Source organism: Paenibacillus sp. JCM 10914 (assembly GCF_001315105.1).
Classification (GTDB): domain Bacteria; phylum Bacillota; class Bacilli; order Paenibacillales; family Paenibacillaceae; genus Paenibacillus_AQ.
Genome location: NZ_BAZR01000003.1, coordinates 153,797 through 176,425 on the forward strand (window position 1 = coordinate 153,797; position 22,629 = coordinate 176,425).

Genomic DNA, 22,629 nt, shown 5'->3' on the forward strand with positions numbered 1-22,629 from the left:
ATACTTAAAGTATCATGCAGTGAAGGTGGGGAGGAGCCATGAACAAATCCATCGTCGTCGCGGCCAATGACATACAGCGAGTGGAGTTGCTGACTCCTACGCTTGAATCGGCCGGCTATTCCATAATTCCTGCTCATCATGCAACAGACGTGCTCTCATTAATGCAAACCGAGAATCCGGATATGCTGCTAATCGATAGTGATTTGTCCGGAATGGAAGGGTTTGATCTTATTCGGAGGATTACGAGCAAGAAAGAAATGATACCCATTATCGTAATGGGCCGTAACCTTGAACCTGAGCTTGCCATTACAGCGCTCGAGTCAGGAGCACATGATTATATCCCTGATGATCGAAATGAAAGGGAGATCCTTGCTCGTATCTCCAACTTGTCGCGATTATTTCAGATTAAGATGCAGGACTTACAAGCGAATATTATCGTAGGTGATTTGGTAATCGATCCAGTAAGTCGGGTTGTGATGCGCGACGGAACGGTGCTGGAATTTACGGGACGCGAGTACGATCTGTTATTATATCTGGCGAAGCACTCGGGGAAGGTTTGCACACGCGAAGATATATTGCGACAAGTGTGGGATTACGATTTTCATACGGGTACCAACGTGGTGGACGTCTATATATTGCACCTGCGTGAAAAGATCGATAAAGGAAGGCGTCCTAAACTGCTGCGCACCATTCGGGGGGCGGGTTACAAGCTGATATCCCAGCAAGAGTTAGATACTAGCCAAAAAGACCGACTTCCATGAAGCGGAAGTCGGTCTTAGATTCAGACGGAGCCGAATGTGTAATATAATATTAGAGAACTACAATACTCTGCGAGCCTTCAGGTAGGTGTTCTTCCATGTGCCTGAGTTCAGATTAGAGATGGTTACGCCTGGTTTGCCATAAGTGTGCAGGAATTTGCCGCTGCCCATGTAAACACCGACGTGCGTCACGTTTTTACCGTTCGCGCGGCTTCCGCTAGAGAAGAAGACGAGGTCTCCGGCCTTCAGGTTTGCTTTGGAAACGGCTTTACCCATTGTGGATTGGTTAGCTGCCGTACGTGGCAGGTTCACGCCGTATTTACCAAAGATATGCTTCATGAACGAAGAGCAATCGAATACCTTCGTTGTGGATGTAGATGCTCCGAATTTATAAGGTGTTCCCATATATTGTTTACCGAAGTTCACAACTTGCGAACCTTTGCTTACGGATGCGGCTTCTACTGGTGTTGCTGGGGCTACTGTAAGCACCGCTCCTGCACCTAAAGTTGCGCTCAAGCTGATAACTACGGCCTTCTTAATCCAATTCTGTCGATTCATGTTGTATTACCTCCAAGCAGTTTTGTTTGTTGCGATGAACCGAGTATATCAGATTTGAAACCGTCTATAATTTGGATAATCGCCGTAAACCCATGGGCCCCAAGGCATAGGTCTTCTTTATTAAAAAACGATTAAAAGTTACAAAAAATTAAGATTTCAGGATTTTCGTATCATGAGAACAGAAGAAAAACCCTTGAATATCAAGGGTTTTTTGCTTGTTAATATCTTGTTAACAATGGAACTTGAAAGATGACAAAAAAGTAATGTTTAGGCGTCTTTGCTCTGGATAATTAGTAACAAACCACCCTCGATATGAACCATGCCGCGATCTTCAGTTAGCTTATTGCTCACGCCAAGGGATTGTCCCAAGCGAAGAGTTGCATGGTTGAGTGGATATTCGAATCCTTCGAGCGTGATCCCGGAAACTTCGGTTGTGAGCGGCAGTAAGGATACATAAGTGAAGCCTTTATTGTGAACCGTACAACTGGAACCCGTAAGGCTGATCCAATTGTTTTCATCTAATATGGAACAAGGAATATGATGATGAAGCCCGCGAATTAACATATGAATGTTCGCCAACGTATGATCCAGCCGAGTACCGGTTGCGCCCAGAATAAGTATAGATTCAGGTGATTTCTCGATCGCCAGCTCCATGGCCAGTTCGGTATCGGTTAAGTTTTTGTCAATCGGATCGCATTCGACGACTTGCTTGCTTGCTGCATGAATGCGACTCATATCATCGGAAGTTACAGAGTCAAAGTCGCCAACCGCGAGGTCTGGATGAACCCCGTGTTCAATAAGAAACAGAGCCCCGCGATCTGCCCCTATAATGAAGTCTCCCTCCCGGATTTCATCCAATAAGGCACGGACAATTCTCCTCCGGTAAAGATAAGGACGCGATGAGGATTCATAATTAAGCTCTCCTTTGTTTGAAAGAATTGCCAACCAATACTAAGACTCTAGTATAAATCAGTTTTCATGCTTGCACAATTTGAGCAGCCCCGGCTACAATGTAAGATGTGAATTTGAGGGGGAGCGAGGGAAATCATCATTTTGGACATGCATGTATTTGATATTTTCAGCATCATTGGTACCATTGCGTTTGCCATGTCCGGAGCTTTTGTAGCCATGGAAGAAGAGTACGACATTTTGGGAATAGCCGTGCTGGGCTTGGTGACCGCCTTTGGCGGAGGTATCATTAGAAACGTATTGATCGGGGTACCTGTCACGAGCTTGTGGTCGCAGGGACATCTTATTTTACTGGCTATGATATCAATCTTTGTTGCTTTTGTTTTGCCGCTCGGATGGATTCAGCATTGGAAGAAAACCGAAGCTTTGTTTGATGCCATCGGATTATCTGCATTTGCGATTCAGGGAGCACTCTATGCTACCGAGATGAATCATCCCTTGATTGCCGTCATCGTTGCGGCCGTTCTTACGGGTAGCGGAGGTGGAATGGTTCGCGATCTGCTGGCCGGACGAAAGCCACTCGTGCTGCGTGATGAGATCTATGCGGTATGGGCTATGGTAGCGGGTGGCATGATCGGGCTTGGACTAGCAGCACATACCTGGCAGTTGTTGATACTGTTCGTCATCGTAATTGCATTCAGAATGCTGTCTGTTCATTATAAATGGAGGTTACCACGAAGAATGCTGCAGGAAAGAAAAGAAGCTGCCGAAAGCAAGAGCATGAGTTCCTAGTCACTATTGAGGGTAGTCCATTTCCAGCGAGAGGAGAGAAGTTCATGGTATCCGTGTTATTCGTATGTTTGGGGAATATTTGCCGTTCACCTATGGCAGAAGCAGTATTAAGACATAAAGTTGTCCAAAAGGGGCTTGCTCGCTCCATTAGCGTCGATTCCGCAGGAACGGGGGATTGGCATATTGGCAGTGTTCCGCATGAGGGGACGAGAAAGTTGTTGGATAGCTGGAAGATAAGTTATGAGGGAATGGCTGCACGTAAGGTGGTTAGTCAGGATCTCCAAGATTTCGATTATATTATTGGTATGGACAATTCGAACGTGGCTAACTTGCGCAAGCTTCCTGGGGGCGACGAAGCGGTTATCCTGAAATTTATGGACTTGCTTCCTGATGAGAAGCTGCGAGAAGTTCCGGACCCATACTTCACCGGTAATTTCGAAGAGGTATATCAACTCATCAACGCAGGGTGCGACATCTTACTGGACAAAATCATTCAAGAAAAGCTATAATCGTTCTCGACAGGCGGTGTCGCTCATCGCCTGTTCAAAGGACATGATTTGAAAGCGATACCACGATGCGAGAGCCTGAACCTAAAAAGATGAACAAATGCACATTCCATAAAAAATGCGCGATTGTTCATCTTTTTTACGAAGAAATCATGATTCAAGGAAGTACATAAGCGCAGCAGGCAGTTCTTTTTGCCAGAAGCCCCAGATGTGTCGACCGTCTTTTTCATGATATGAAACGGTAGCACCCCGTTGCTCTAACAAGGATTTGGCCGAGCGATTGAGCTCTACAAAATTATACACCCCTGTATCGGTGGTAAAGTTGTCTTCCTGTAGACCGACAATCATATAGATGTTCAGCCACGACAAATCGTGTTCCTTCTGAATGATATCCTGGGACATCTCATAGAAGGCGCCGGACAAGCTGATTACTCGTGTGAATAACTCGGGATAACGGAGGGCAAGGTGGACCGATACGCTTCCGCCTAACGAATCACCGGCCAACACGCGCTCGGAAGCTTCACGACGAACGGGATATTTTTGCTCGACATAGGGAATAATTTCTTCGGCAAAGCATGAAAGGTACGCATCAAACCGGTTACCGAAAGGCGCATATTCTTCAGTACGGATTTTGGTGTTGACTTCAACGCCTACAATAATGAACGGCTCAACGCCTTCCTCCAGAATCAACTGGTTGGCCCAGGTCGCGATTCTCCCGAAATTGAAAAATTCTTCACCGTCCTGGCAATATACGACGGGGTAACTGAGGACTTCGTTGTATCCCGGCGGAAGATAGATGCGCAATGTTCGATTCTCCTGCAAAAATTGGCTCTCGATCACTTCTTTAACGATGGTTCGCTTCAATAATCGTTCATTCGTCATGGCACGTCACCTTTTCTGTTCGTTTTTTGAAATAAGAGATGCATTAAGTTACAATGGCCCTAGTCTTCTCTTAACGCCTGCTGTTCTATGATGTTTGTCATACTGTTATAGTATTATTCACACTCTGTTATATATACAAACGTCGAAAAATCTGAAATTTTATGAGGTATTTCTTTGACGAATGCAGTAAAACAGGTGTATAATAATTCTATAACAGCGGAACTTGATATTCAAATATTTATTGAGGTGAAAAAAATGACCAAGGTTCCTTATGAAGTATATACCGAGGAAGTAGAGGCTCTATCTGTACTTTCCCCGGATGGCGAAATTGTAAACAAAGATCTTCTTCCTGAACTGTCGGATGATCAACTGAAAGAAATTATGTACCGTATGGTATTTACCCGTACTTGGGACGATCGTGCCGTAAATCTTGGCCGTCAAGGGCGTCTCGGTTTCTATGCGCCTGTCTCTGGTCAGGAAGCGACTATGGTCGGCAGTGAATTCGCACTTGAGAAAGACGATTTTATCTGCCCGGGCTACCGTGACATGCCGCAGATCGTATGGCATGGTTTGCCGCTGTACCAAGCGTTCTTGTATTCGCGCGGTCATCAGCATGGTGGGCAAATCCCAGAAGGCGTGAACGTACTGATGCCACAGATTATTATCGGTGCTCAGATCCTGCACGCTATGGGTATTGCAATGGGCTACAAATTGAAGAAACAGAAGCAAGTGGTTATCACCTACACAGGCGATGGCGGTTCTTCCGAAGGCGACTTCTATGAAGGCTTGAACTTTGCCGGCGTGTACAAACTGCCTGCTATTTTCTTCGTACAAAACAACGGCTATGCGATCACGACTCCGTTCTCGAAGCAGACGGCTGCCTTGTCCATTGCGCACAAAGCTGTTGCCGCTGGTATTAAAGGTGTCAAGATTGACGGTATGGACGTATTCGCTGTTATCAAAGCTGTTCGTGATGCTGCAGAGCGTGCGCGCAACGGTGAAGGTGCAACCCTGATTGAAGCTCTGACTTACCGTTTCCGTCCACACTCCCTCTCCGATGATGCGACGAAATATCGTACGAAGGAAGAGGAAGGCGAGTGGAACGAGAAGGATCCGATTGCTCGTCTTGCGAAGTACCTGGAGAAGAAAGGCCTCTGGACAGAAGAAGATACAGCTCGCGTGAAGGAAGAAGCAAAGGCGAAGGTGAACGAACAGATCAAGAAAGCGGAGCAAACGGAGAAAATGACCGTACCTGGCTTGATCGACAGTATGTTCGAGCAAACGCCGAAGCATCTTGAAGAGCAAAAAGCGGATTTTCAATAAATAAAGGCTTGAGTAACGATAGATTGCAAGAAGCTTGTCCATTCAAAACGCTTAGTGAACTGTAATTCTTAAGGAGGAAATGAAGCAATGGCACAAATGAACATGAAAGAAGCGATTCGCGACGCCATGCGCGTTGAGTTAAGCCGTGACCCTAACGTTGTCATCTTCGGTGAAGACGTAGGTAATGTCGGCGGTGTCTTCCGTGTAACGGAAGGACTTCAAAAAGAATTTGGGGAAGAGCGCGTATTCGATACACCTCTTGCTGAATCTGCAATTGGAGGTATGGCTGTTGGCCTTGGTATTCAAGGCTTCCGTCCGATCGCCGAAATTCAATTCGTTGGTTTTATTTTTGAGGCACTGGATCAAATCGTGGTTCAGGCTGCGCGTATGCGTTATCGTTCCGGCGGACGTTACAATTCGCCTATCGTATTCCGCACGCCATTTGGCGGCGGCGTGAAGGCAGCTGAGCTCCACACCGATGCGCTTGAAGGTTTCATTACGCAAACCCCGGGTATTAAAGTTGTAGTTCCTTCCAATCCTTATGATGCAAAAGGTCTTATGATCGCGTCTATCCGCGATAATGATCCTGTATTCTTCATGGAGCACTTGAACCTGTATCATGCATTCCGTGCAGAAGTGCCAGAAGGCGAGTATACGGTTGAACTTGGTAAAGCAAATGTCGTGCGTGAGGGTACAGATGTCACCATTATCGCTTACGGTATGATGGTTCATACGGCTACGAAAGCTGCTGACGAGCTGGAGAAGAACGGCATCAAAGCTGAAATCATCGATTTGCGGACGATTGCCCCGATTGATATCGATACGGTACTGGCTTCTGTTAAGAAGACAAACCGTGCGATCGTCGTTCAAGAAGCACAGAAGTCCGCAGGCGTTGCAGCGGAGGTAATTGCACAAATTAACGAAAAAGCGATTCTGCATCTGGAAGCACCAGTGCTGCGCGTTACACCTCCAGATACGGTGTATCCATTCGCTCAAATCGAGGATACTTGGTTGCCTACTCCGGCCCGTATCGTTGAGGCCGTTAATAAAGTTATGAATTTCTAATCGCAGCAATATCTAGGGAGGTTATACAGTTGGCAAAATTCGAATATCGTTTTCCAGAGCTGGGTGAAGGTCTGCATGAAGGCGAAATTATCAAAATGCACATCAAACCAGGCGACAAAGTAACAGATGACGACATCATCATGGAAGTACAGAACGACAAAGCGGTCGTAGAAGTTCCTTGTCCCGTTAATGGTACAGTTCAAGAAGTTTTTGCCAAGGACGGCCAAGTTTGCCGCGTAGGCGAAGTGGTAGCGATCATTGATGCCGAAGGCGACATTCCTGAGCAAGAAGAAAGTCATGCCGACGAGCAAGCGGCTCAAGAAGCGGATACTGCAAAAGGAAGTGCGGATACAACCTCATCTCCTGCACAAGACGCTCCGGCTGATGCCAAGGAAGGCGGCAAAGGTGAATCTTCAGCACCGGCAGCTCCGAACCGTGAAGTGCTGGCTACTCCAAGCGTTCGCAAATTCGCGCGAGAGCAAGGCGTTGATATTGGCCAAGTTCAAGGCTCCGGCAACAATGGCAAAGTAACGCGTGAAGACGTAGAAGCGTTTAAGAACGGCGGCGGTCAAGCGGCGGCTCCTGCTCAAGCAGAAGCAACCGAAGCTAAAGCGGCTCCAGTAACATCTGCGTCTGCGGTGGACCCTCGCGCAGAAGAAGAGCGCGTACCATTCAAGGGAATCCGTAAGGCGATTGCCAATGCGATGGTTAAATCGGCTTATACTGCACCACATGTTACCTTGATGGATGAGGTTGACGTGACAGAATTGGTGGCGTTCCGCACACGCATGAAGCCGATTGCTGAGAAGAAGGGAACGAAAGTTACCTACTTGCCATTTATCGTGAAGGCGCTCGTTGCGGCAAGCCGTAAGTTCCCAGAACTTAATGCGATGATCGACGAAGAAGCGAACGAGATCGTGTACAAGAAATACTACAATATCGGTATCGCCACGGATACAGACAACGGTCTGATCGTGCCTGTGATCAAGGATGCTGATCGTAAGAGCATCTGGATGATTGCTGACAGCATTCGTGATCTGGCGACTCGTGGACGTGAAGGAAAGCTTGCTCCTAACGAGATGAAGGGCAGCACGATCTCCATCACGAACATCGGTTCCGCAGGCGGTATGTTCTTTACTCCGATCATTAACTTCCCTGAAGTTGCGATTCTGGGTACCGGACGTATTAGTGAGAAAGCGGTTGTTAAGAACGGTGAAGTTGTAGCAGCACCTGTTATGGCATTGTCCTTGAGCTTCGACCACCGCATCATCGACGGTGCCACGGCTCAGAATTTTGTGAATTATATTAAAGAGCTGCTCTCGAACCCTGAGTTGCTCGTGATGGAGGTATAATCGAATGGTAGTAGGAGATGCTTCTTTAGATATTGACACTCTAGTCATTGGTGCAGGTCCTGGTGGATATGTGGCGGCGATTCGTGCCGCCCAGCTGGGCCAGAAAGTACTGATCGTTGATAAATCGGAACTCGGTGGCGTGTGTCTGAACCGTGGATGTATTCCATCCAAGGCGCTGATCGCGGCTGCTCATCAGTTCGAAGCTGCGAAGCACGCTGACGCTTTCGGTATCTCCGTGGAGAACGTGAAGGTTGACTTCACGAAGACTCAGGAATTCAAGAACGGCGTTGTGAAAAAAATGACCGGCGGGGTATCCGGTTTGTTGAAAGGTAATAAAGTCGAAGTTTTCAATGGTGAGTGCATGTTCATCAACGAGAACGAAGCTCGCGTTTTCAACGATCATGAATCACCGCGTTACCGCTTCAAGAACTGCATTATCGCAACGGGGTCGCGCCCAATTGAATTGAAGCCTTTCCCATTCGGAGGACGTATCTTGTCTTCAACAGAAGCACTCAACCTGCCAGAAGTACCGAAGAGCATGATTGTCATCGGCGGTGGCTACATTGGTGCTGAGCTTGGACAAATGTATTCCAAATTCGGTTCCAAGGTGACGATTATCGAAGGTCTGGACAGCGTTCTTGCTGGCTTCGACAAGGATATGACAAGTCTCGTTACGAAGAACATGAAGAAAACCGGTATCGACATCATTACAGGTGCTAAAGCTGAAAGTGCTGAGCAGAACGATAAAGAAGTTACGGTGAAATACTCCGTTAATGGCGAGACCAAAGAAGTAACAGCAGACTACCTGCTCGTTACCGTTGGCCGTCGTCCGAATACCGATGGCGAACTCGGTCTGGATCTGATCGGTCTGGACATGGATGAGCGCGGATTTGTGAAGGTCGATCATCAAGGCCGTACCAGCATCCCACATATCTTCGCGATTGGAGATATCGTGTCCGGTCTGGCGTTGGCTCACAAAGCTTCCTACGAAGGTAAAGTGGCTGCTGAAGCGATTTCCGGCATGCCTTCCGTAGTGGATTACAAGTGCATTCCAGCGGTTGTATTCACCGATCCTGAGTGCTCCAGCGTTGGTTATACCGAAGCGCAAGCGAAGGAAAAAGGCCACAAAGTAAAAGCGGGCAAATTCCCTTATGCAGGTAACGGGCGTTCCGTATCCTTGAATCATCCTGAAGGCTTCGTGAAGATCGTGGCTGAAGAAGGAACAGGTTTGATCCTTGGAGCGCAAATCGTTGGTTTGGAAGCTTCCAACTTGATTGCAGAGCTTGGTCTTGCAATCGAGATGGGTGCTACGCTTGAAGATGTGGCATTGACCATTCACGCACATCCAACACTGGGTGAAATCGTAATGGAAGCTGCAGAACTCGTTATGGGTCATCCAATTCATATCATTGCCCGTTAATATTCGTTCTCGGGGATGACTATATAGAATATTAAGCAGGAGGCAGAAACGCGAACAGGCGGTATCTGTCTCCTGTTTTTTTTGGTGTTAATTTGCAACTGCCCAAGAGGTAGTGAACATGATAGACTGGATATATGAGATTTATAGATGGGGTGACATGAATGAAACAATACTTGGAATTGCTACAAGATATCCTGGAGCACGGGGAGCAGAAGGAAGATCGCACCGGAACGGGAACCTTATCGGTATTCGGTCGTCAATTGCGATTTGATTTATCGCAGGGCTTTCCCCTGATGACCACCAAGCGAATTCATCTGAAATCGGTCGTTCATGAACTGTTATGGTTCTTGAGCGGTGAGACGAATATACGATATCTCAAGGAGAACGGAGTACGGATCTGGGATGAGTGGGCGGATGAGAATGGAGATCTCGGCCCTGTCTATGGTTCCCAGTGGCGTGCGTGGGAGAAGCCGGATGGAGGTCACATTGACCAAATCACGGACGTAATTGAATCGATCAAGAACAACCCCGATTCGAGACGACATATCGTAAGCGCCTGGAACGTAGCAGAGATTGAACAGATGAAGCTGCCACCGTGCCACTTCGTCTTCCAGTTCTATGTCGCTGGCGGCAAATTATCGTGCATGTTAACGATGCGTTCGGTTGACAGCTTCCTCGGGTTGCCGTTTAATATTGCCAGCTATGCACTGCTAACGCATATGGTTGCGCAGCAATGCGGTTTGGAGCCGGGCGAGTTTATATGGTCAGGCGGCGATGTGCATATATACGCCAATCATATGGAGCAGGTGAAGACGCAGTTGGAACGAGAACCGTACGGACTGCCTCAATTGGTTATCAAGCGGAAGCCTGATAGTATCTTCGATTATAATTTCGAGGACTTTGAGTTTGAAGGATATCAATACCATCCGACGATAAAAGCAACGGTGGCCGTGTAGAAGAACAGGGTGCGAGAAGTACAACAATAGGGGAGTTGAGCCAGCTTTATGATATCGATGATCTGGGCGATGGGCAACGAGCAAGTGATCGGCCTTAACGGTACGATGCCTTGGCGTCTACCGCGTGATATGGCATTTTTCAAAGAAATGACACTGAATAAACCGATTGTCATGGGGCGTAAAACTTGGGAATCGTTTGGCAGTAAACCGCTCCCGAACCGCACGAACATCGTCCTTACAAGGGATCCTGATTTTCGATTAATGGAGGACCAAGGCGTCGTCATTCATGATATTGAAGATGCATTACCATACGCAGAGGCAGACGAGTTAATGGTCATTGGAGGCTCGCAGATATACGAGCTTATGCTGTCAAGGGCGGATCGATTGTATTGTACATTTATTGATCATGACTTTGAAGGTGATACCTACTTTCCTGAGGTAGACTGGGATAAGTGGAAGATCATAGAAGAAGTGCCGGGGATTACGGACGAGAAGAATCCCTATTCGTATCGCTTCGTGACCTATGAACGCAAGGGATCCGTTTAATAGTACAAATAAAAATTCGATTCAGATCCTCAGCTATCTAGGCGTTGTACACGCTTTCATATCGTGATAATACAAATGATCATGCATATAGTCCATTTAACAGGCGAAAAGCGAAATGCTACTATATTTCTAATGTTTATACAAATAGGTGCTTAAATAGTCACAGAATGTAGGGATTTGCACACTGATAAAAGTTTTTTTGTCATAAATAGAAAAAATAAATCAGGTTGAATGCTGTTTCTGTTGTCTATTAACATTAGATTGTGGATGATTTATGGTATGATAATGGATACATGGTAATCAGCTTGGATAGAACGGATGGGGGTAAAGCAGTATGTCTACACCAACAGGATTTATGGAATATGAGCGTCAGCTTCCGGCAGATCGGAGTCCGGAAGAGCGTCTGAAGGACTGGGAAGAGTTTCATAAACATTTAGAAGAAGAAGAGCTCCAGACCCAGGGGGCCCGTTGCATGGACTGCGGTACGCCATACTGTCATACAGGAATTGATATGGTCGGAGGAACATCGGGCTGTCCGATTCACAACCTGATCCCTGAATGGAACAACCTGGTCTATCGCGGCTTGTGGAGAGAAGCGCTTGAACGGCTTCACAAAACCAACAACTTCCCTGAATTTACAGGACGTGTGTGTCCTGCCCCTTGTGAGGGTTCTTGTACCGTTGGTCTGATTGGTCAACCGGTCACGATTAAATCGATTGAACAAGCTATTATCGATAAGGGCTTCGAAGAAGGTTGGGTTGTACCGGAACCACCTGAGAAGCGGACAGGGCGTCGTGTAGCCGTTGTTGGTTCTGGACCTGCTGGTCTTGCGGCTGCAGCCCAATTGAATAAGGCCGGTCACTCCGTAACCGTCTACGAACGTGCCGACCGTATTGGTGGATTGTTGACTTACGGTATTCCTTCGATGAAGCTTGATAAAGGTGTTGTGCAGCGTCGTGTAGATCTGCTGGCGGCAGAAGGGGTCGAATTTGTCGTGAGCACGGAGATTGGCAAAGACATCCCTGCTGAACAATTGAAGTCAGATTATGATGCTGTCGTACTCTGTGGCGGTGCAACGAAACCGCGTGAGTTCAACATAGAGGGTAGCGATCTCAAAGGCATTCATTATGCGATGGATTATCTTAACGGCACGATTAAGAGCTTGCTGGATTCCAATCTCGAGGATGGCAATTATCTCTCGGCAGAAGGCAAGGATGTCATCGTAATCGGCGGCGGCGATACCGGTTCTGACTGCGTGGCTACAGCTTTACGTCATGGTTGCAGCAGTATTACGCAATTCGGTACGCATAAGCAAGCTCCGCTGCAGCGTGATCCGATTGCCAACCCATGGCCGCAGTTCCCGAATGTGTATACGCTTGATTATGCACATGAGGAAGCGAAGGCGCTGTTTGGGAATGATCCGCGGGAATTCTCCATTATGACAACGAAGTTTGTCGGTGACGATGAGGGCAACCTGAAAGAACTTCACACTGTACAAATCGAACGGATCGTAGATGAAACCGGGCGTAAAGTATATCAGCCGATTCCCGGCACGGAGAAGGCTTTCCCAGCGCAGATGGCTTTTATCGCGATCGGCTTTGACGGACCTGAGCAGACCTTGGCACAACAGCTTGGTCTTGAGACGGATCGTCGTTCCAATATTAAAGCACCATATGGCAAATATACAACCAACGTGGATAAAGTATTCGCAGCGGGAGATATGCGTCGCGGCCAAAGTTTGGTCGTGTGGGCAATCAATGAAGGTCGTGAGGTAGCACGTGAGGTTGACAAATATTTGATGGGTGCTACGGTTCTGGTGTAATTTGGACAGTGAATATGATATAATGTTACAGATGAAGGACTTCGCGGTGCGCGAAGTCTTTTTTTTGAAGTTAGACTGGGGAGGGCTTGTGAATTGAAGACGTTGGTCATTGCCGAAAAGCCGGATATGGGTCGGAATATCGCCGCGGTGATCGAGCCTAAAGCGAAGAATAACCGTACCTATATCGAAGGTGAACAATATATCATCACATGGGCAATCGGACATCTGGTCGGACTTGCTGAGCCAGATGCTTATGATCCAAAATACAAGCGCTGGAATTTAAGAGATCTGCCGATTATTCCGGAGTCGTTCAAAATCATTCCTAATCCTAAGACCAAGGATCAGTTGAAAACCATCGGTGAAGTAGCAAAGCGTTGCAATCAGATCGTAAACGCTTGCGATGCCGGGAGAGAAGGACAGTATATCTTCGCTCTCATACAGCAACAGTTAAAGTTAAGACAGCCTGTGAAGCGGTTATGGATCTCCGATCTGACAGCCGCGAGTATTAGCAGAGGTTTTGCGGAATTAAAGGATGGGGCCGATTTTGAATATTTAACCCATGCCGCAAGAGCACGGAGCGAAGCGGATTGGCTGATTGGCATGAATGCGTCGCGGGCTTTTACGACCCGTCACCAGACGCTGCTATCGGTTGGACGCGTGCAGACGCCGGTGCTGGCGCTGATCTATGATCGTCAGAAGGAAATCGAGGCGTTTGAATCCCAGACGTTCTACGACGTGAAAGCTGTTTTTAAGCAAGAGCAGTTGGAATACGGAGGTACATGGCAGGGTGAACGTCTGACCTCTCAGGAGAAAGCCGAAGCTATTGCGGCTAAGGTTATGGACAAACCAGGAACAATTAGCAAGTATGAAGTGAAAGAAACGAAAGAGTATCCGTTTAAACTCTATGATCTAACGCTGTTGCAACGTGAGGCCAATGCGAAGTATGGTTATTCAGCTAAGAAAACATTGGACCTGGCTCAGACTTTATACGAACGTCATAAAGTGATATCTTATCCGCGTACCAACTCGAACTATGTGAATGAAGAGAATATCGACGGGATGCACAAGGCGCTGCATATGCTGAAATCGACTTCGTACAAATCCATGGCAGAAGGAGCAGACCCGGGTCGCGTGCACAAAAACAACAAAGCCGTGTGTAATCCCGGGCGGGTAGAAGATCATCACGCCATTTTGCCGACGCTTAAGCGTCCGGGGACGTTAAGCAAAGAAGAGGGACATATTTACGATTTGGTCATCACGCGCTTCCTCTCTCACTTTTATCCTCCGGCTGTTTATAAGCAGCACACCGTGCTAACAGAAGTTGAAGGGGAGACATTCAAGACGGGTATCAAGGAATTGCTTTCACTCGGTTGGAAGGTGCTGATTGCGCAAGATAAAGAGAAGAAGTCCAAATCGGTCACCAAGAAAGGCAAGGATGACGAAGAGGAAGAAGATCAAGAGTGGAGTGGCCGCTCATTTGATATCGTCGCCGATCAACCCGTGCACTGCGTGAAATCCGAGGCTAAGGAAAAGGCGACGCAGCCGCCCAAGAGTTACACCGAAGGCACGCTGTTGAAAGCGATGGAAAGCGCAGGCAAGTCGATCGAAGATGAAGCGCTGCGCGATGCGATGAAAGACAGCGGTTTGGGTACGCCGGCCACACGTGCCTCGACGATAGAGCGTCTGAAAAAGGTTGGCTATATTACGATGCAGGGCAAGAAGATTACCGTCACCCAGAAGGGAAGGTCAGCCATCGAATTGATACGGCTGGCTGGCATTGAACTGCTCGCTTCTCCGGAGATGACCGGTCAATGGGAACGCAGGTTGCATCAAATCTCCAAAGGCGAAGCTTCTGTCGACGTGTTCATGCAGAATGTACAGAAGTTCACTATATCGATTATTAACAAGGTGTCCTCACAGCCGCAGGCACCCTCCTCATTGTTCGGTGGGGATGAAGAGAAGTCAAGAGCAAAGGGGGCAGGGAGGAAGTCCGCTGCACCTACTGCCAAACGTACTCCTCCGTCCCGTTCATCTGAGGCGCCTGCTGTCCGCACATCTTTGGGCCGTTGTCCAAGACCAGGCTGTGACGGTCATATCATCGAGGGCAACAAGGGCTATGGATGCGCGAATTTTAAGACAGGATGCAAATTCGTCATTTGGAAGGAGTTCGCTGGCAAGAAAGTATCGCAAGCGATGTTGAAATCACTCCTGTCCCAAGGCAAAACACAAGTGCTTTCGTTTAAGAACAATGATGGGAGCACCTTCAAGGGCAGGATCATACTAAGTCCTGAGGGTAATGGCAAGCTAAGGGTTGAACCTGAAACTTCAGGTACCGCAGCCACCTAGTCTTTATATGTACTCGATATAGAACGAGCCCACCCTTTAATCATAGGGTGGGCTCGTTCTATGAATCACGATAAATGCTTCTCAATGATACGTGGTACTTCAGTCAGTAGGGACACTGTATACAATATGTTATGAGCTTCTTCCTTCAGCTCCACCAAGTTGTAGTGCCACTCACGCTGCTGTTTAATATAGATGCTATTGATGCCAGCTTGTAAGGCTGGTACAACATCGGTGCGAAGAGAATTACCGATCATCCAGGTGTCGGTTCGGTTAAACGAACCGAGCGTTAAGATTTCTTCAAGCGCTTCGATATCTTTATGCTGACGGATGTAGATCCTGTCCTCAAAAAAGCCCGCAAGCTTCATTTGTTCAATCTTGCGTTCCTGAATCGAAGACTCACCGCCAGTATATAAATGCAGATGATGCCCGCCGGATTGAAGCTGGGCAAGAGTCTCCACCATACCCGGATACGCTTCAATTTCTTGTTCATATACACTCAGGCCCAGCGCATAAACCTGCTGCTCTTCAAGGGCAGATTGGGCCCGGCCGTAAGTCGAACTGAAATAGTGGTAAGTATCGATCAAGGACTGAGGGAAATTTGCGCTCGCGAAACCAAGTTTATGGACTCCGGCAACATCAATCTCTGCTTGTTTGGTGCGGATAGCCTCAGTTGTCACCTCGTATGCTTGAAACCATTTCGTCATCCATTCCAGATAATCGCCAAGAATCAGGTCAAAATACTTGTTGCAGTGAATGAGTGTATCATCCATATCAAAAATAATGTGCTGTGGTGTAGTAGGCATGATACGCTCCTTTGATTATTGCTATGAAAGACGGATGTAGTTCTCCAAGAACATTTGCAGTTCAGATGCGCCATCGGGGCGCAGGCTGAAACGCTCATTGTTCTCGGACTTCAGATGAGAGCGGAGAAGCCCGGCTGCGCGCAGGATCATCAAGTGGTGCATCAGCTCTTCGTATGGCTGCCCCAGTTCAGCAGCCATCTCAGATACGGCCTTGGGATCATCGGCTATATAACGTAGCAGTCGCAATCGCTCGGGATCAGCCAGCGCTTCCGTCATGCGCAGAAGCACAACCGGCGGCTCATCCTCATCCTCTTCCGGTACGTCGATCGGATATTGTAGAAGCAACGTGTTCTCGTAGAAGCAATATGTGTTAATGGGACGGAAGTGGGTGCCAGGAAACAGGATAACATGTTCCTGGGGGACGCTGTCCAGAATGACGCCGCCGGAAGCATACTCGATCAGGTTCTCATCATCCATCTTCGGGAGCAGTGCCTTCTTCTCCTCAGCATCTTCTTCCAGAAGTTGACTGAGATCACGTTCTACGGTTTTGAAGTAATATTCGTACCAAAGCTTCATTAATGGTGAATAGTGTTCGCGAATTCTTGAGAGTTCATTCCGTGTCAGTAACGGAAGATGAAGTACTAGCCGCTCATGCAATTGCTCAACGGGCGAAGTTTCGATCCACTTCAAAAAATCAGGAATCGTTTGCTGTTCGCCCCGAAGCATAATCAGTGCATAGAGTACGTCATAATCCGCCAGCGGCCAGATCCGAGCGTTACTGAATTGTACTCGCACATGCTGCGGTAACCGTTCATCCATATCGGTAATCAGTTGCTTTCCGATATCCAGGTTGTCGGTCCATTTTCTGGTTGCATATATCATGAAGCTGCCTAACAGCTCATACACCGTGGATACGTCAATGCTTACTTTATATTTCATAACACAGATACCCTCCCAATTGATGGCATTAATATTATTATCGCTTGTATCGATCAGGCTTGTCCACTATAATGTTCATTTGGCTGTTGATTTCATCGTTTTCATATTAGAGGAGGACCATACTAAAGTGACCGAAGTCGCACAATCCCCGCAAGGGAGAACTCATTATTTCATATTAATCGCCGTCGTGGTGGCGGCCGGTTTAAGTCAAGGACTGCTGTTGCCGGTTCTGGCTATATTTCTGGAGCGGATGGGGATCTCCTCATCCATGAACGGATTAAATGCCGCAGCGCTGTATGTCGGCTCCTTTGCCATGACCTTGGTAGCCGAGAGGGTGCTTGGCTGGGTTGGATTCAAGAAACTGATCGTGTCTGGCTTGGTGCTGGTCATGTTGTCATTGTTGGCTTTTCCGTTAATCCCGAGCGTACTGTTCTGGTTTGTCCTTAGAGTGCTTGTCGGCATAGGCGATAGCGCACTGCATTATGCGGCGCAACTATGGGTGCTCATGATGTCAAACTCCAAGAATCGGGGAAGAAGTATCTCCTTTTACGGCATGTCCTATGGATTAGGATTTAGTATAGGACCGCTTGGCATTCCATTGCTAAAGTACGGCGAAGCTGTGCCGTTTATCGTACTGTCCTTTTTGTTCTTGGTAATACTTCTGATCGTGATCGTCAAGCTTCCTAATTGGAAGCCGGAACGAAGCGCGGAAGGGATACAGCAACCCAAGGGACGTTACCGTACAAGTTACCGCCTGGCGTGGTTTGCTTTGATTCCTGCCTTCTTATACGGCTACATGGAGGCGGGGATTAACAGCAACTTCCCGGTGTATGGGCTCAGAAGCGGGCTCACACTGGAGCAGATTTCGATATTGCTGCCATTCGTAGGGATTGGCGGGCTGCTGCTGCAGCTCCCGCTCGGCATATGGAGCGATAAATTTGGACGCAAGCGAGTGCTAATGTTCGCAGGGATTATCGGGGGCGGGTGCTTTATGTTGATACCTGCGGCAGGAACGGATTTTGTTGCACTCCTGATTCTACTGACCATTGCTGGCGGTATGGTAGGTTCCTTCTTCTCCCTTGGTCTCGCATATGCTGCGGATATATTACCGAGAGTGCTGCTGCCTGCGGCGAATGTAGTGGCCTCGTTCCACTTTAATGCGGGCAGCATAGTCGGACCCAATGCCGGCGGAGCCGTGCTCGAAACGGGCTGGAACGGTGGAATGTTCCTGCTGCTTGGCGGCTTGTATATTCTGTTTGCATGCATGGGATTATGGTTTAGGGCCAAGTCGGTTTCGGAGCAGAATTAAGAACGTTTGTTCTCATGGCAATTGCCTCCGCTTTCTTCTAAACTAGAGAGTAGGAATAAGCACTTGACGGGGAGAGACGATAACATGATTAAAGTGGATCGGCTGAAGAAAAATATAGGCCCTGAACGAACGCCCGTGTTAAAAGATATCACCTTTCAGATGGAGCACGGGGAAATGATCGGACTGATCGGTGCAAGCGGAAGCGGTAAGAGTTTAATGATGAGCTGTCTGTCGATGCAGCATAAATGGGATGGCGGCAAATTGGTAATCGATGGCGAGGACATGATGAATCCTTCAGGAAAACGGAAGGTTCGCCGGGAATGGGCATATCTTGAACAGAATCCTTCATTAAACCTGAATCGTACGGCATTAAAAAATGTACTCATCGGACAGTCCAGTCAAACTCCGGTTTGGCGAATGGTGACAGGGATGGTTCGATCTGATGATTATATGGGTGCGATGGACACCATCGAACATCTTGGCTTGCTCGATAAGGCACATCGCAAAGCAGGGGAACTAAGCGGTGGTGAGAAGCAGCGTATCGCCATAGCTCGTGCTCTGGTACACGGTGCAAAGGTCGTACTGGCGGACGAGCCGGTTACGGGTCTTGATCCAGGTTCGGCGGAGCATGTGCTGAAGACCTTGAAGAATTTATGTGAGGAAGAGCGTCTAACCGTGTTTACCGTCATCCCTTTGGAGCTGGCAGAGAAATATTGCACGCGAATCATGGGGTTGTCCGGCGGTCAGCTTGTGGTTGATGTAACGGGTCGACGTTTAACACATGGAGAAAAGACAAGACTGTAATTAACCATGTACGTGTGTGCTAGGGTTATGGCATAGAAATGAGTTGATATTGATTGAAGCTTAGATTCGTACAAGTCATCTTGTCAGGCTTGCTACTATTCATATTGAGCGGCTGCACCTTTATTCAGGATCCGGTTTCGTTAATGAAACGGCCGGAGCTGCCAACGGATAAAGCGACGCTTCACGGTGCAATACAGAGTGCCTTGCAGAAGAAGAAACTGGCTTCTGGCTCGATCATCCGGCCGCGGAGTGACGTCGACAGCAGTTCGATCCGGATTCATGATCTGGATAACGACGGGATCATGGAGGCGGTCGTCTTCTATCAAACCCCGGATGAAGAAGTGAAGATTCATGGGATGATTATGCAGCAGCAAGGGGATACCTGGGTGAAGAAGTTGGATTTTGAAGGAGAGGGCACGGTGCTGGAATCGTTCGATTTCGTTGATTTTAGGAACGATGGTTCCGTAGATATCGTAGCCGGCTTCTCCCGGGGAGACGAGAATCTTCAGAATCTGCTTACCGTCTATTCATTTGGTGGTGATTCGCTGGAGAAGTCTGCACCAATTCCTTACACTCACTTTGATATCGGGGATATGAACGGCGACAAGACGAAGGATATCACGGTTGTTTTTCTGCAGCAAAAAGAAATGTCATATATCAGCACTTACCAGTACGACAAATTTGAAGGAGCCTTTATAGAATTGGATAAGCTGGACCTCGGCACAAGTATTGAAAGTTATTACAATGTTGTCGCAGGTAAAGTGGCTAAAGACAAAGAAGGTATCATTCTGGATGCATCCGTTGTATCCGATTCCTCCTATTCAAAGGTGATCATTATGGAGAACGATCAGTTCATCGACGTACTACAGGATGAGCTGCTGACCTATAAGGAGCTGCCGATTGAGAGCGAGGATGTGAACGATGACGGCATTCTGGAAATAGGCATGTTGACGAAGCCGGCGGGATGGGAGGAACGCTTTGACATGGATCAAATTCCGTTCTTCACGACCTATTACCAATGGGATGGGATTATCCGTGAAGCTAGAGAGCAGGAAGGACTTCAATTCCAACTGCAGCGTTATTATGATATGACCAATCGCTTCTTCCTGGACTTCCCGCCCGATATGTTCAACAAGATCACGATCACGCCGGAATCCAACAAAAATTCATATCTAAACTTTGTGCTGACGGAGACCGGGGAATCGGTAGCGGAGATTAAATTCTTCACTCTGGCTCAATGGGCGGAGGCGGAAGCAGGCTGGGAGGTTCTCGTTAAAGAGAAGAGCCGGATTATCGCTTATCGCAGCATGGTGATCTGAAATTAAGCAAAAAAGAGATAAAGCCAACGAACAATGTGGCTCCAATCAATCGATAGAAGGGGGAATTAACTCTTGAGTAAAGTGCTGATTTTAGAGGATGAGGAATCCATCCGCAGTTTTATTGTAATCAACCTCAAGCGAAACGGCTTCGATGTGCTTGAATCGGAGAATGGCAATGATGCCCTTCGGATTTTGCAAACAACGCCGGATATCGATATTGCGCTGCTTGATGTGATGGTTCCTGGTATTGACGGGTTTGAAGTATGCCGAAGAATACGGGAGACGAATGAACGAATCGGGATTATATTCCTTACTGCGAAGGTACAGGAGCAAGACAAGGTATACGCGTTGTCGGTAGGAGCAGACGATCATGTGAGCAAGCCGTTCAGTCCAACGGAACTGATCGCGCGTTTGCAATCACTTCTGCGTCGCGTGAACGTACAGCGGGCGGGAACGGCGAAAGTATCCTTCCAGTCAGGTCCGTTCACGCTCGACCTCATCTCCAAGCTGTTTAAGAAGAACGGTCAGCCTGTGGAACTTACGCCGACGGAATTCTCGCTGGTGCAGTTTTTCCTGGAGAAAGAGAACACGCCGCTTAGCCGTGATGTATTGCTGGATCACGTATGGGGCAAGGAATATATGGGCGACCCCAAAATTGTGGATGTAAACATTCGAAGACTGCGCCAAAAAATCGAGAGCAATCCTTCCGAGCCGGAATACCTCCAGACGGTATGGGGACACGGCTATAAATGGAAGGGTCAGGGATAATGATCATCAAAAAAGGCATTCGGCGGCAGATCGTGCTGCACTACTTCCTTGTGGTGTTCATCGCCTTGCTGTTGATTGAAGTCATCTTTCTCATCGCTCTGCGAACATACTATTACGATACGGTATACAACCATATAAGTAATCATATCCGTACGGCCAATGAATTTTATCAGCCTTTCCGGCTGACATCGTCGAATAATGTGAATCAATTAAGTGTGATGGTAAGGCACTTCGAGCTCTACAATACGGAGTTTCAGATTCTGAATCAAGCCGGGCAGGTGCTTACCACTTCCACCGGCTTCCAACTGGATCAGACGATTAAGAGCAGTGACGTGACGCAAGCCCTTGCTGGCAATACGAGTCGCTGGGTCGGTAAACAACAGGGTACCGGTCAGATCGTGATGGCTGTATCGCAGACGGTTCAGAATGGCTTCGACAATACGTATATTCTTCGATACGTGACCTCGCTCGAGACCATTAACGAGAAATTGATGAGGATGACGATGTTCGCGGTTGGCATTGGGGCTGCCGTTCTGGCACTTGTACTTGCGTTCAGTATTGGACTGGCGAACTCCATCGTCAAGCCGATCAATAATATCACAACGGTGTCAGCGCAGATGGCTAAAGGGAAATTTAATGTTCGCATTAAAGGCGACTACAAGTACGAGCTCGGTGAGCTATCGTCAACCTTGAATTACATGGCCCAGGAAATTGTACGAAGCAATCAGGTGAAGGACGATTTCATCTCATCCATCTCACATGAACTGCGAACGCCACTGACCTCGATCAAAGGGTGGAGCGAAACGCTGGATTCCGGTGGGTATGATCCTGACGAGACAAAGGTAGGGATGCAGATTATTTCCAAGGAAACGGACCGCCTGATTGGTCTTGTTGAGGAACTGCTTGATTTCTCCAAGCTGCAGCAGAATGAAATGAAGCTGGTGAAGGGCATTGTCAACCTGAGAGAGCTGTCTCAAGAGATCATCCTTAACTTGTGGACCAAGGCGGAGAAAAAAGGGATTCAGATTAAACTCGACTCCGAGGAAAAGCCGATCATCTATGGAGATGCGAATCGGTTAAAGCAGGTATTCCTGAACATCGTGGATAACGCAGTTAAGTTCTCCCACGAGAATGGCGTTATTAATATTTCGTTCACAATAGAAGAGAAATTCGTCCGAGTCACCGTGAGCGATAACGGGATTGGCATATCAGATGAGCATTTAAGGCGGGTGAAGGATCGTTTCTTCCAGGTCAATCCGCTGAATGGAGGAACGGGTCTTGGCCTTGCGATCACACAGCAACTGATTGAGCTGCATGGTGGCACGATGGATATGCAAAGTGAACTGGGACAAGGAACTTCCGTGATCGTTCGATTACCATTACCAGAAGGGAAAATTCCGATGGCTGGCGGATTAGAAAATGGAGAAGTCGAGCAAACCGAGTAAGAGGGGG

20 protein-coding genes and 1 pseudogene are annotated in these 22,629 nt (G+C 47.8%); 16 read left to right on the forward strand and 5 right to left on the reverse strand.

The genetic code is table 11. The annotated features are described in order from the left end of the window. Positions 1-38 precede the first annotated feature (38 nt). A complete protein-coding gene (locus JCM10914_RS06230) occupies positions 39-761 on the forward strand; it encodes a response regulator transcription factor (RefSeq protein ID WP_023958665.1) in 723 nt (240 codons plus the stop codon). 57 nt (positions 762-818) lie between these two features. On the opposite strand, the gene JCM10914_RS06235 is transcribed toward JCM10914_RS06230, so the two are convergent. Both JCM10914_RS06235 and JCM10914_RS06240 read right to left on the reverse strand, forming a co-directional pair. After that, positions 819-1,316, reverse strand: coding sequence for a C40 family peptidase (locus tag JCM10914_RS06235; RefSeq protein WP_023958667.1), 498 nt, complete (start codon positions 1,314-1,316; stop codon positions 819-821). A gap of 267 nt (positions 1,317-1,583) precedes the next feature. Next, positions 1,584-2,227, reverse strand: a pseudogene (locus JCM10914_RS06240) (thiamine diphosphokinase). Between the two features lie 148 nt (positions 2,228-2,375). On the opposite strand from JCM10914_RS06240, the gene JCM10914_RS06245 reads away from it, so the two are divergent. After that, on the forward strand, positions 2,376-3,017 hold the full coding sequence (locus JCM10914_RS06245; RefSeq protein ID WP_023958671.1) for a trimeric intracellular cation channel family protein: 642 nt from the start codon (positions 2,376-2,378) through the stop codon (positions 3,015-3,017). A 44-nt stretch (positions 3,018-3,061) separates the two neighbouring features. Continuing rightward, positions 3,062-3,526 (forward strand): low molecular weight protein-tyrosine-phosphatase, encoded by a 465-nt coding sequence (locus JCM10914_RS06250; RefSeq protein ID WP_023958673.1) that lies wholly within the window; start codon positions 3,062-3,064, stop codon positions 3,524-3,526. Positions 3,527-3,673: 147 nt separating this feature from the next. Here the strand turns inward: JCM10914_RS06250 and JCM10914_RS06255 are convergent, their stop codons facing one another. Continuing rightward, on the reverse strand, positions 3,674-4,405 hold the full coding sequence (locus JCM10914_RS06255; protein ID WP_023958675.1) for an esterase family protein: 732 nt from the start codon (positions 4,403-4,405) through the stop codon (positions 3,674-3,676). A gap of 255 nt (positions 4,406-4,660) precedes the next feature. Here JCM10914_RS06255 and pdhA point away from each other — a divergent pair, with 255 nt between their 5' ends. The 8 genes from pdhA to JCM10914_RS06295 all read left to right on the forward strand — a co-directional run bounded on the left by pdhA (position 4,661) and on the right by JCM10914_RS06295 (position 15,235). Further along, on the forward strand, positions 4,661-5,728 hold the full coding sequence (gene pdhA / locus JCM10914_RS06260; protein WP_036717234.1) for a pyruvate dehydrogenase (acetyl-transferring) E1 component subunit alpha: 1,068 nt from the start codon (positions 4,661-4,663) through the stop codon (positions 5,726-5,728). An 87-nt stretch (positions 5,729-5,815) separates the two neighbouring features. Continuing rightward, positions 5,816-6,793: an alpha-ketoacid dehydrogenase subunit beta gene (locus tag JCM10914_RS06265; protein WP_023958679.1), complete on the forward strand. Its 978-nt coding sequence runs from the start codon at positions 5,816-5,818 to the stop codon at positions 6,791-6,793. Positions 6,794-6,822: 29 nt separating this feature from the next. Further along, on the forward strand, positions 6,823-8,145 hold the full coding sequence (locus JCM10914_RS06270) for a dihydrolipoamide acetyltransferase family protein (protein ID WP_023958681.1): 1,323 nt from the start codon (positions 6,823-6,825) through the stop codon (positions 8,143-8,145). 4 nt (positions 8,146-8,149) lie between these two features. Further along, positions 8,150-9,565: a dihydrolipoyl dehydrogenase gene (gene lpdA / locus JCM10914_RS06275; protein WP_023958683.1), complete on the forward strand. Its 1,416-nt coding sequence runs from the start codon at positions 8,150-8,152 to the stop codon at positions 9,563-9,565. Between the two features lie 161 nt (positions 9,566-9,726). After that, complete coding sequence (locus JCM10914_RS06280) at positions 9,727-10,521, forward strand: thymidylate synthase (RefSeq protein WP_023958685.1); 795 nt, start codon at positions 9,727-9,729, stop codon at positions 10,519-10,521. Positions 10,522-10,569: 48 nt separating this feature from the next. Further along, the gene (locus tag JCM10914_RS06285; RefSeq protein WP_023958687.1) at positions 10,570-11,067 is read left to right on the forward strand and encodes a dihydrofolate reductase; all 498 of its coding nucleotides are present in this window, start codon (positions 10,570-10,572) and stop codon (positions 11,065-11,067) included. A gap of 334 nt (positions 11,068-11,401) precedes the next feature. Then, complete coding sequence (locus JCM10914_RS06290) at positions 11,402-12,889, forward strand: glutamate synthase subunit beta (RefSeq protein ID WP_023958689.1); 1,488 nt, start codon at positions 11,402-11,404, stop codon at positions 12,887-12,889. Positions 12,890-12,982: 93 nt separating this feature from the next. Then, a complete protein-coding gene (locus JCM10914_RS06295; protein ID WP_023958691.1) occupies positions 12,983-15,235 on the forward strand; it encodes a type IA DNA topoisomerase in 2,253 nt (750 codons plus the stop codon). Between the two features lie 65 nt (positions 15,236-15,300). On the opposite strand, the gene JCM10914_RS06300 is transcribed toward JCM10914_RS06295, so the two are convergent. Both JCM10914_RS06300 and JCM10914_RS06305 read right to left on the reverse strand, forming a co-directional pair. Continuing rightward, on the reverse strand, positions 15,301-16,038 hold the full coding sequence (locus JCM10914_RS06300; protein WP_023958693.1) for an HAD family hydrolase: 738 nt from the start codon (positions 16,036-16,038) through the stop codon (positions 15,301-15,303). A gap of 21 nt (positions 16,039-16,059) precedes the next feature. Beyond that, complete coding sequence (locus JCM10914_RS06305; protein ID WP_023958695.1) at positions 16,060-16,977, reverse strand: helix-turn-helix transcriptional regulator; 918 nt, start codon at positions 16,975-16,977, stop codon at positions 16,060-16,062. A gap of 22 nt (positions 16,978-16,999) precedes the next feature. Here JCM10914_RS06305 and JCM10914_RS06310 point away from each other — a divergent pair, with 22 nt between their 5' ends. From JCM10914_RS06310 to JCM10914_RS06330, 5 genes are all read left to right on the forward strand, one after another. Then, positions 17,000-18,286 carry an MFS transporter gene (locus JCM10914_RS06310; protein ID WP_081739753.1) on the forward strand — a complete coding sequence of 429 codons (1,287 nt, stop codon included), beginning with the start codon at positions 17,000-17,002 and terminating at the stop codon, positions 18,284-18,286. Positions 18,287-18,370: 84 nt separating this feature from the next. Next, a complete protein-coding gene (locus JCM10914_RS06315; RefSeq protein WP_023958699.1) occupies positions 18,371-19,090 on the forward strand; it encodes a phosphonate ABC transporter ATP-binding protein in 720 nt (239 codons plus the stop codon). Positions 19,091-19,143: 53 nt separating this feature from the next. Then, positions 19,144-20,409: a hypothetical protein gene (locus tag JCM10914_RS06320; RefSeq protein WP_023958701.1), complete on the forward strand. Its 1,266-nt coding sequence runs from the start codon at positions 19,144-19,146 to the stop codon at positions 20,407-20,409. Between the two features lie 72 nt (positions 20,410-20,481). Then, the gene (locus JCM10914_RS06325; RefSeq protein WP_023958702.1) at positions 20,482-21,177 is read left to right on the forward strand and encodes a response regulator transcription factor; all 696 of its coding nucleotides are present in this window, start codon (positions 20,482-20,484) and stop codon (positions 21,175-21,177) included. Further along, positions 21,177-22,622 carry a cell wall metabolism sensor histidine kinase WalK gene (locus JCM10914_RS06330; RefSeq protein ID WP_023958704.1) on the forward strand — a complete coding sequence of 482 codons (1,446 nt, stop codon included), beginning with the start codon at positions 21,177-21,179 and terminating at the stop codon, positions 22,620-22,622. The genes JCM10914_RS06325 and JCM10914_RS06330 overlap by 1 nt, the downstream gene beginning before the upstream one ends. Positions 22,623-22,629: the final 7 nt, after the last annotated feature.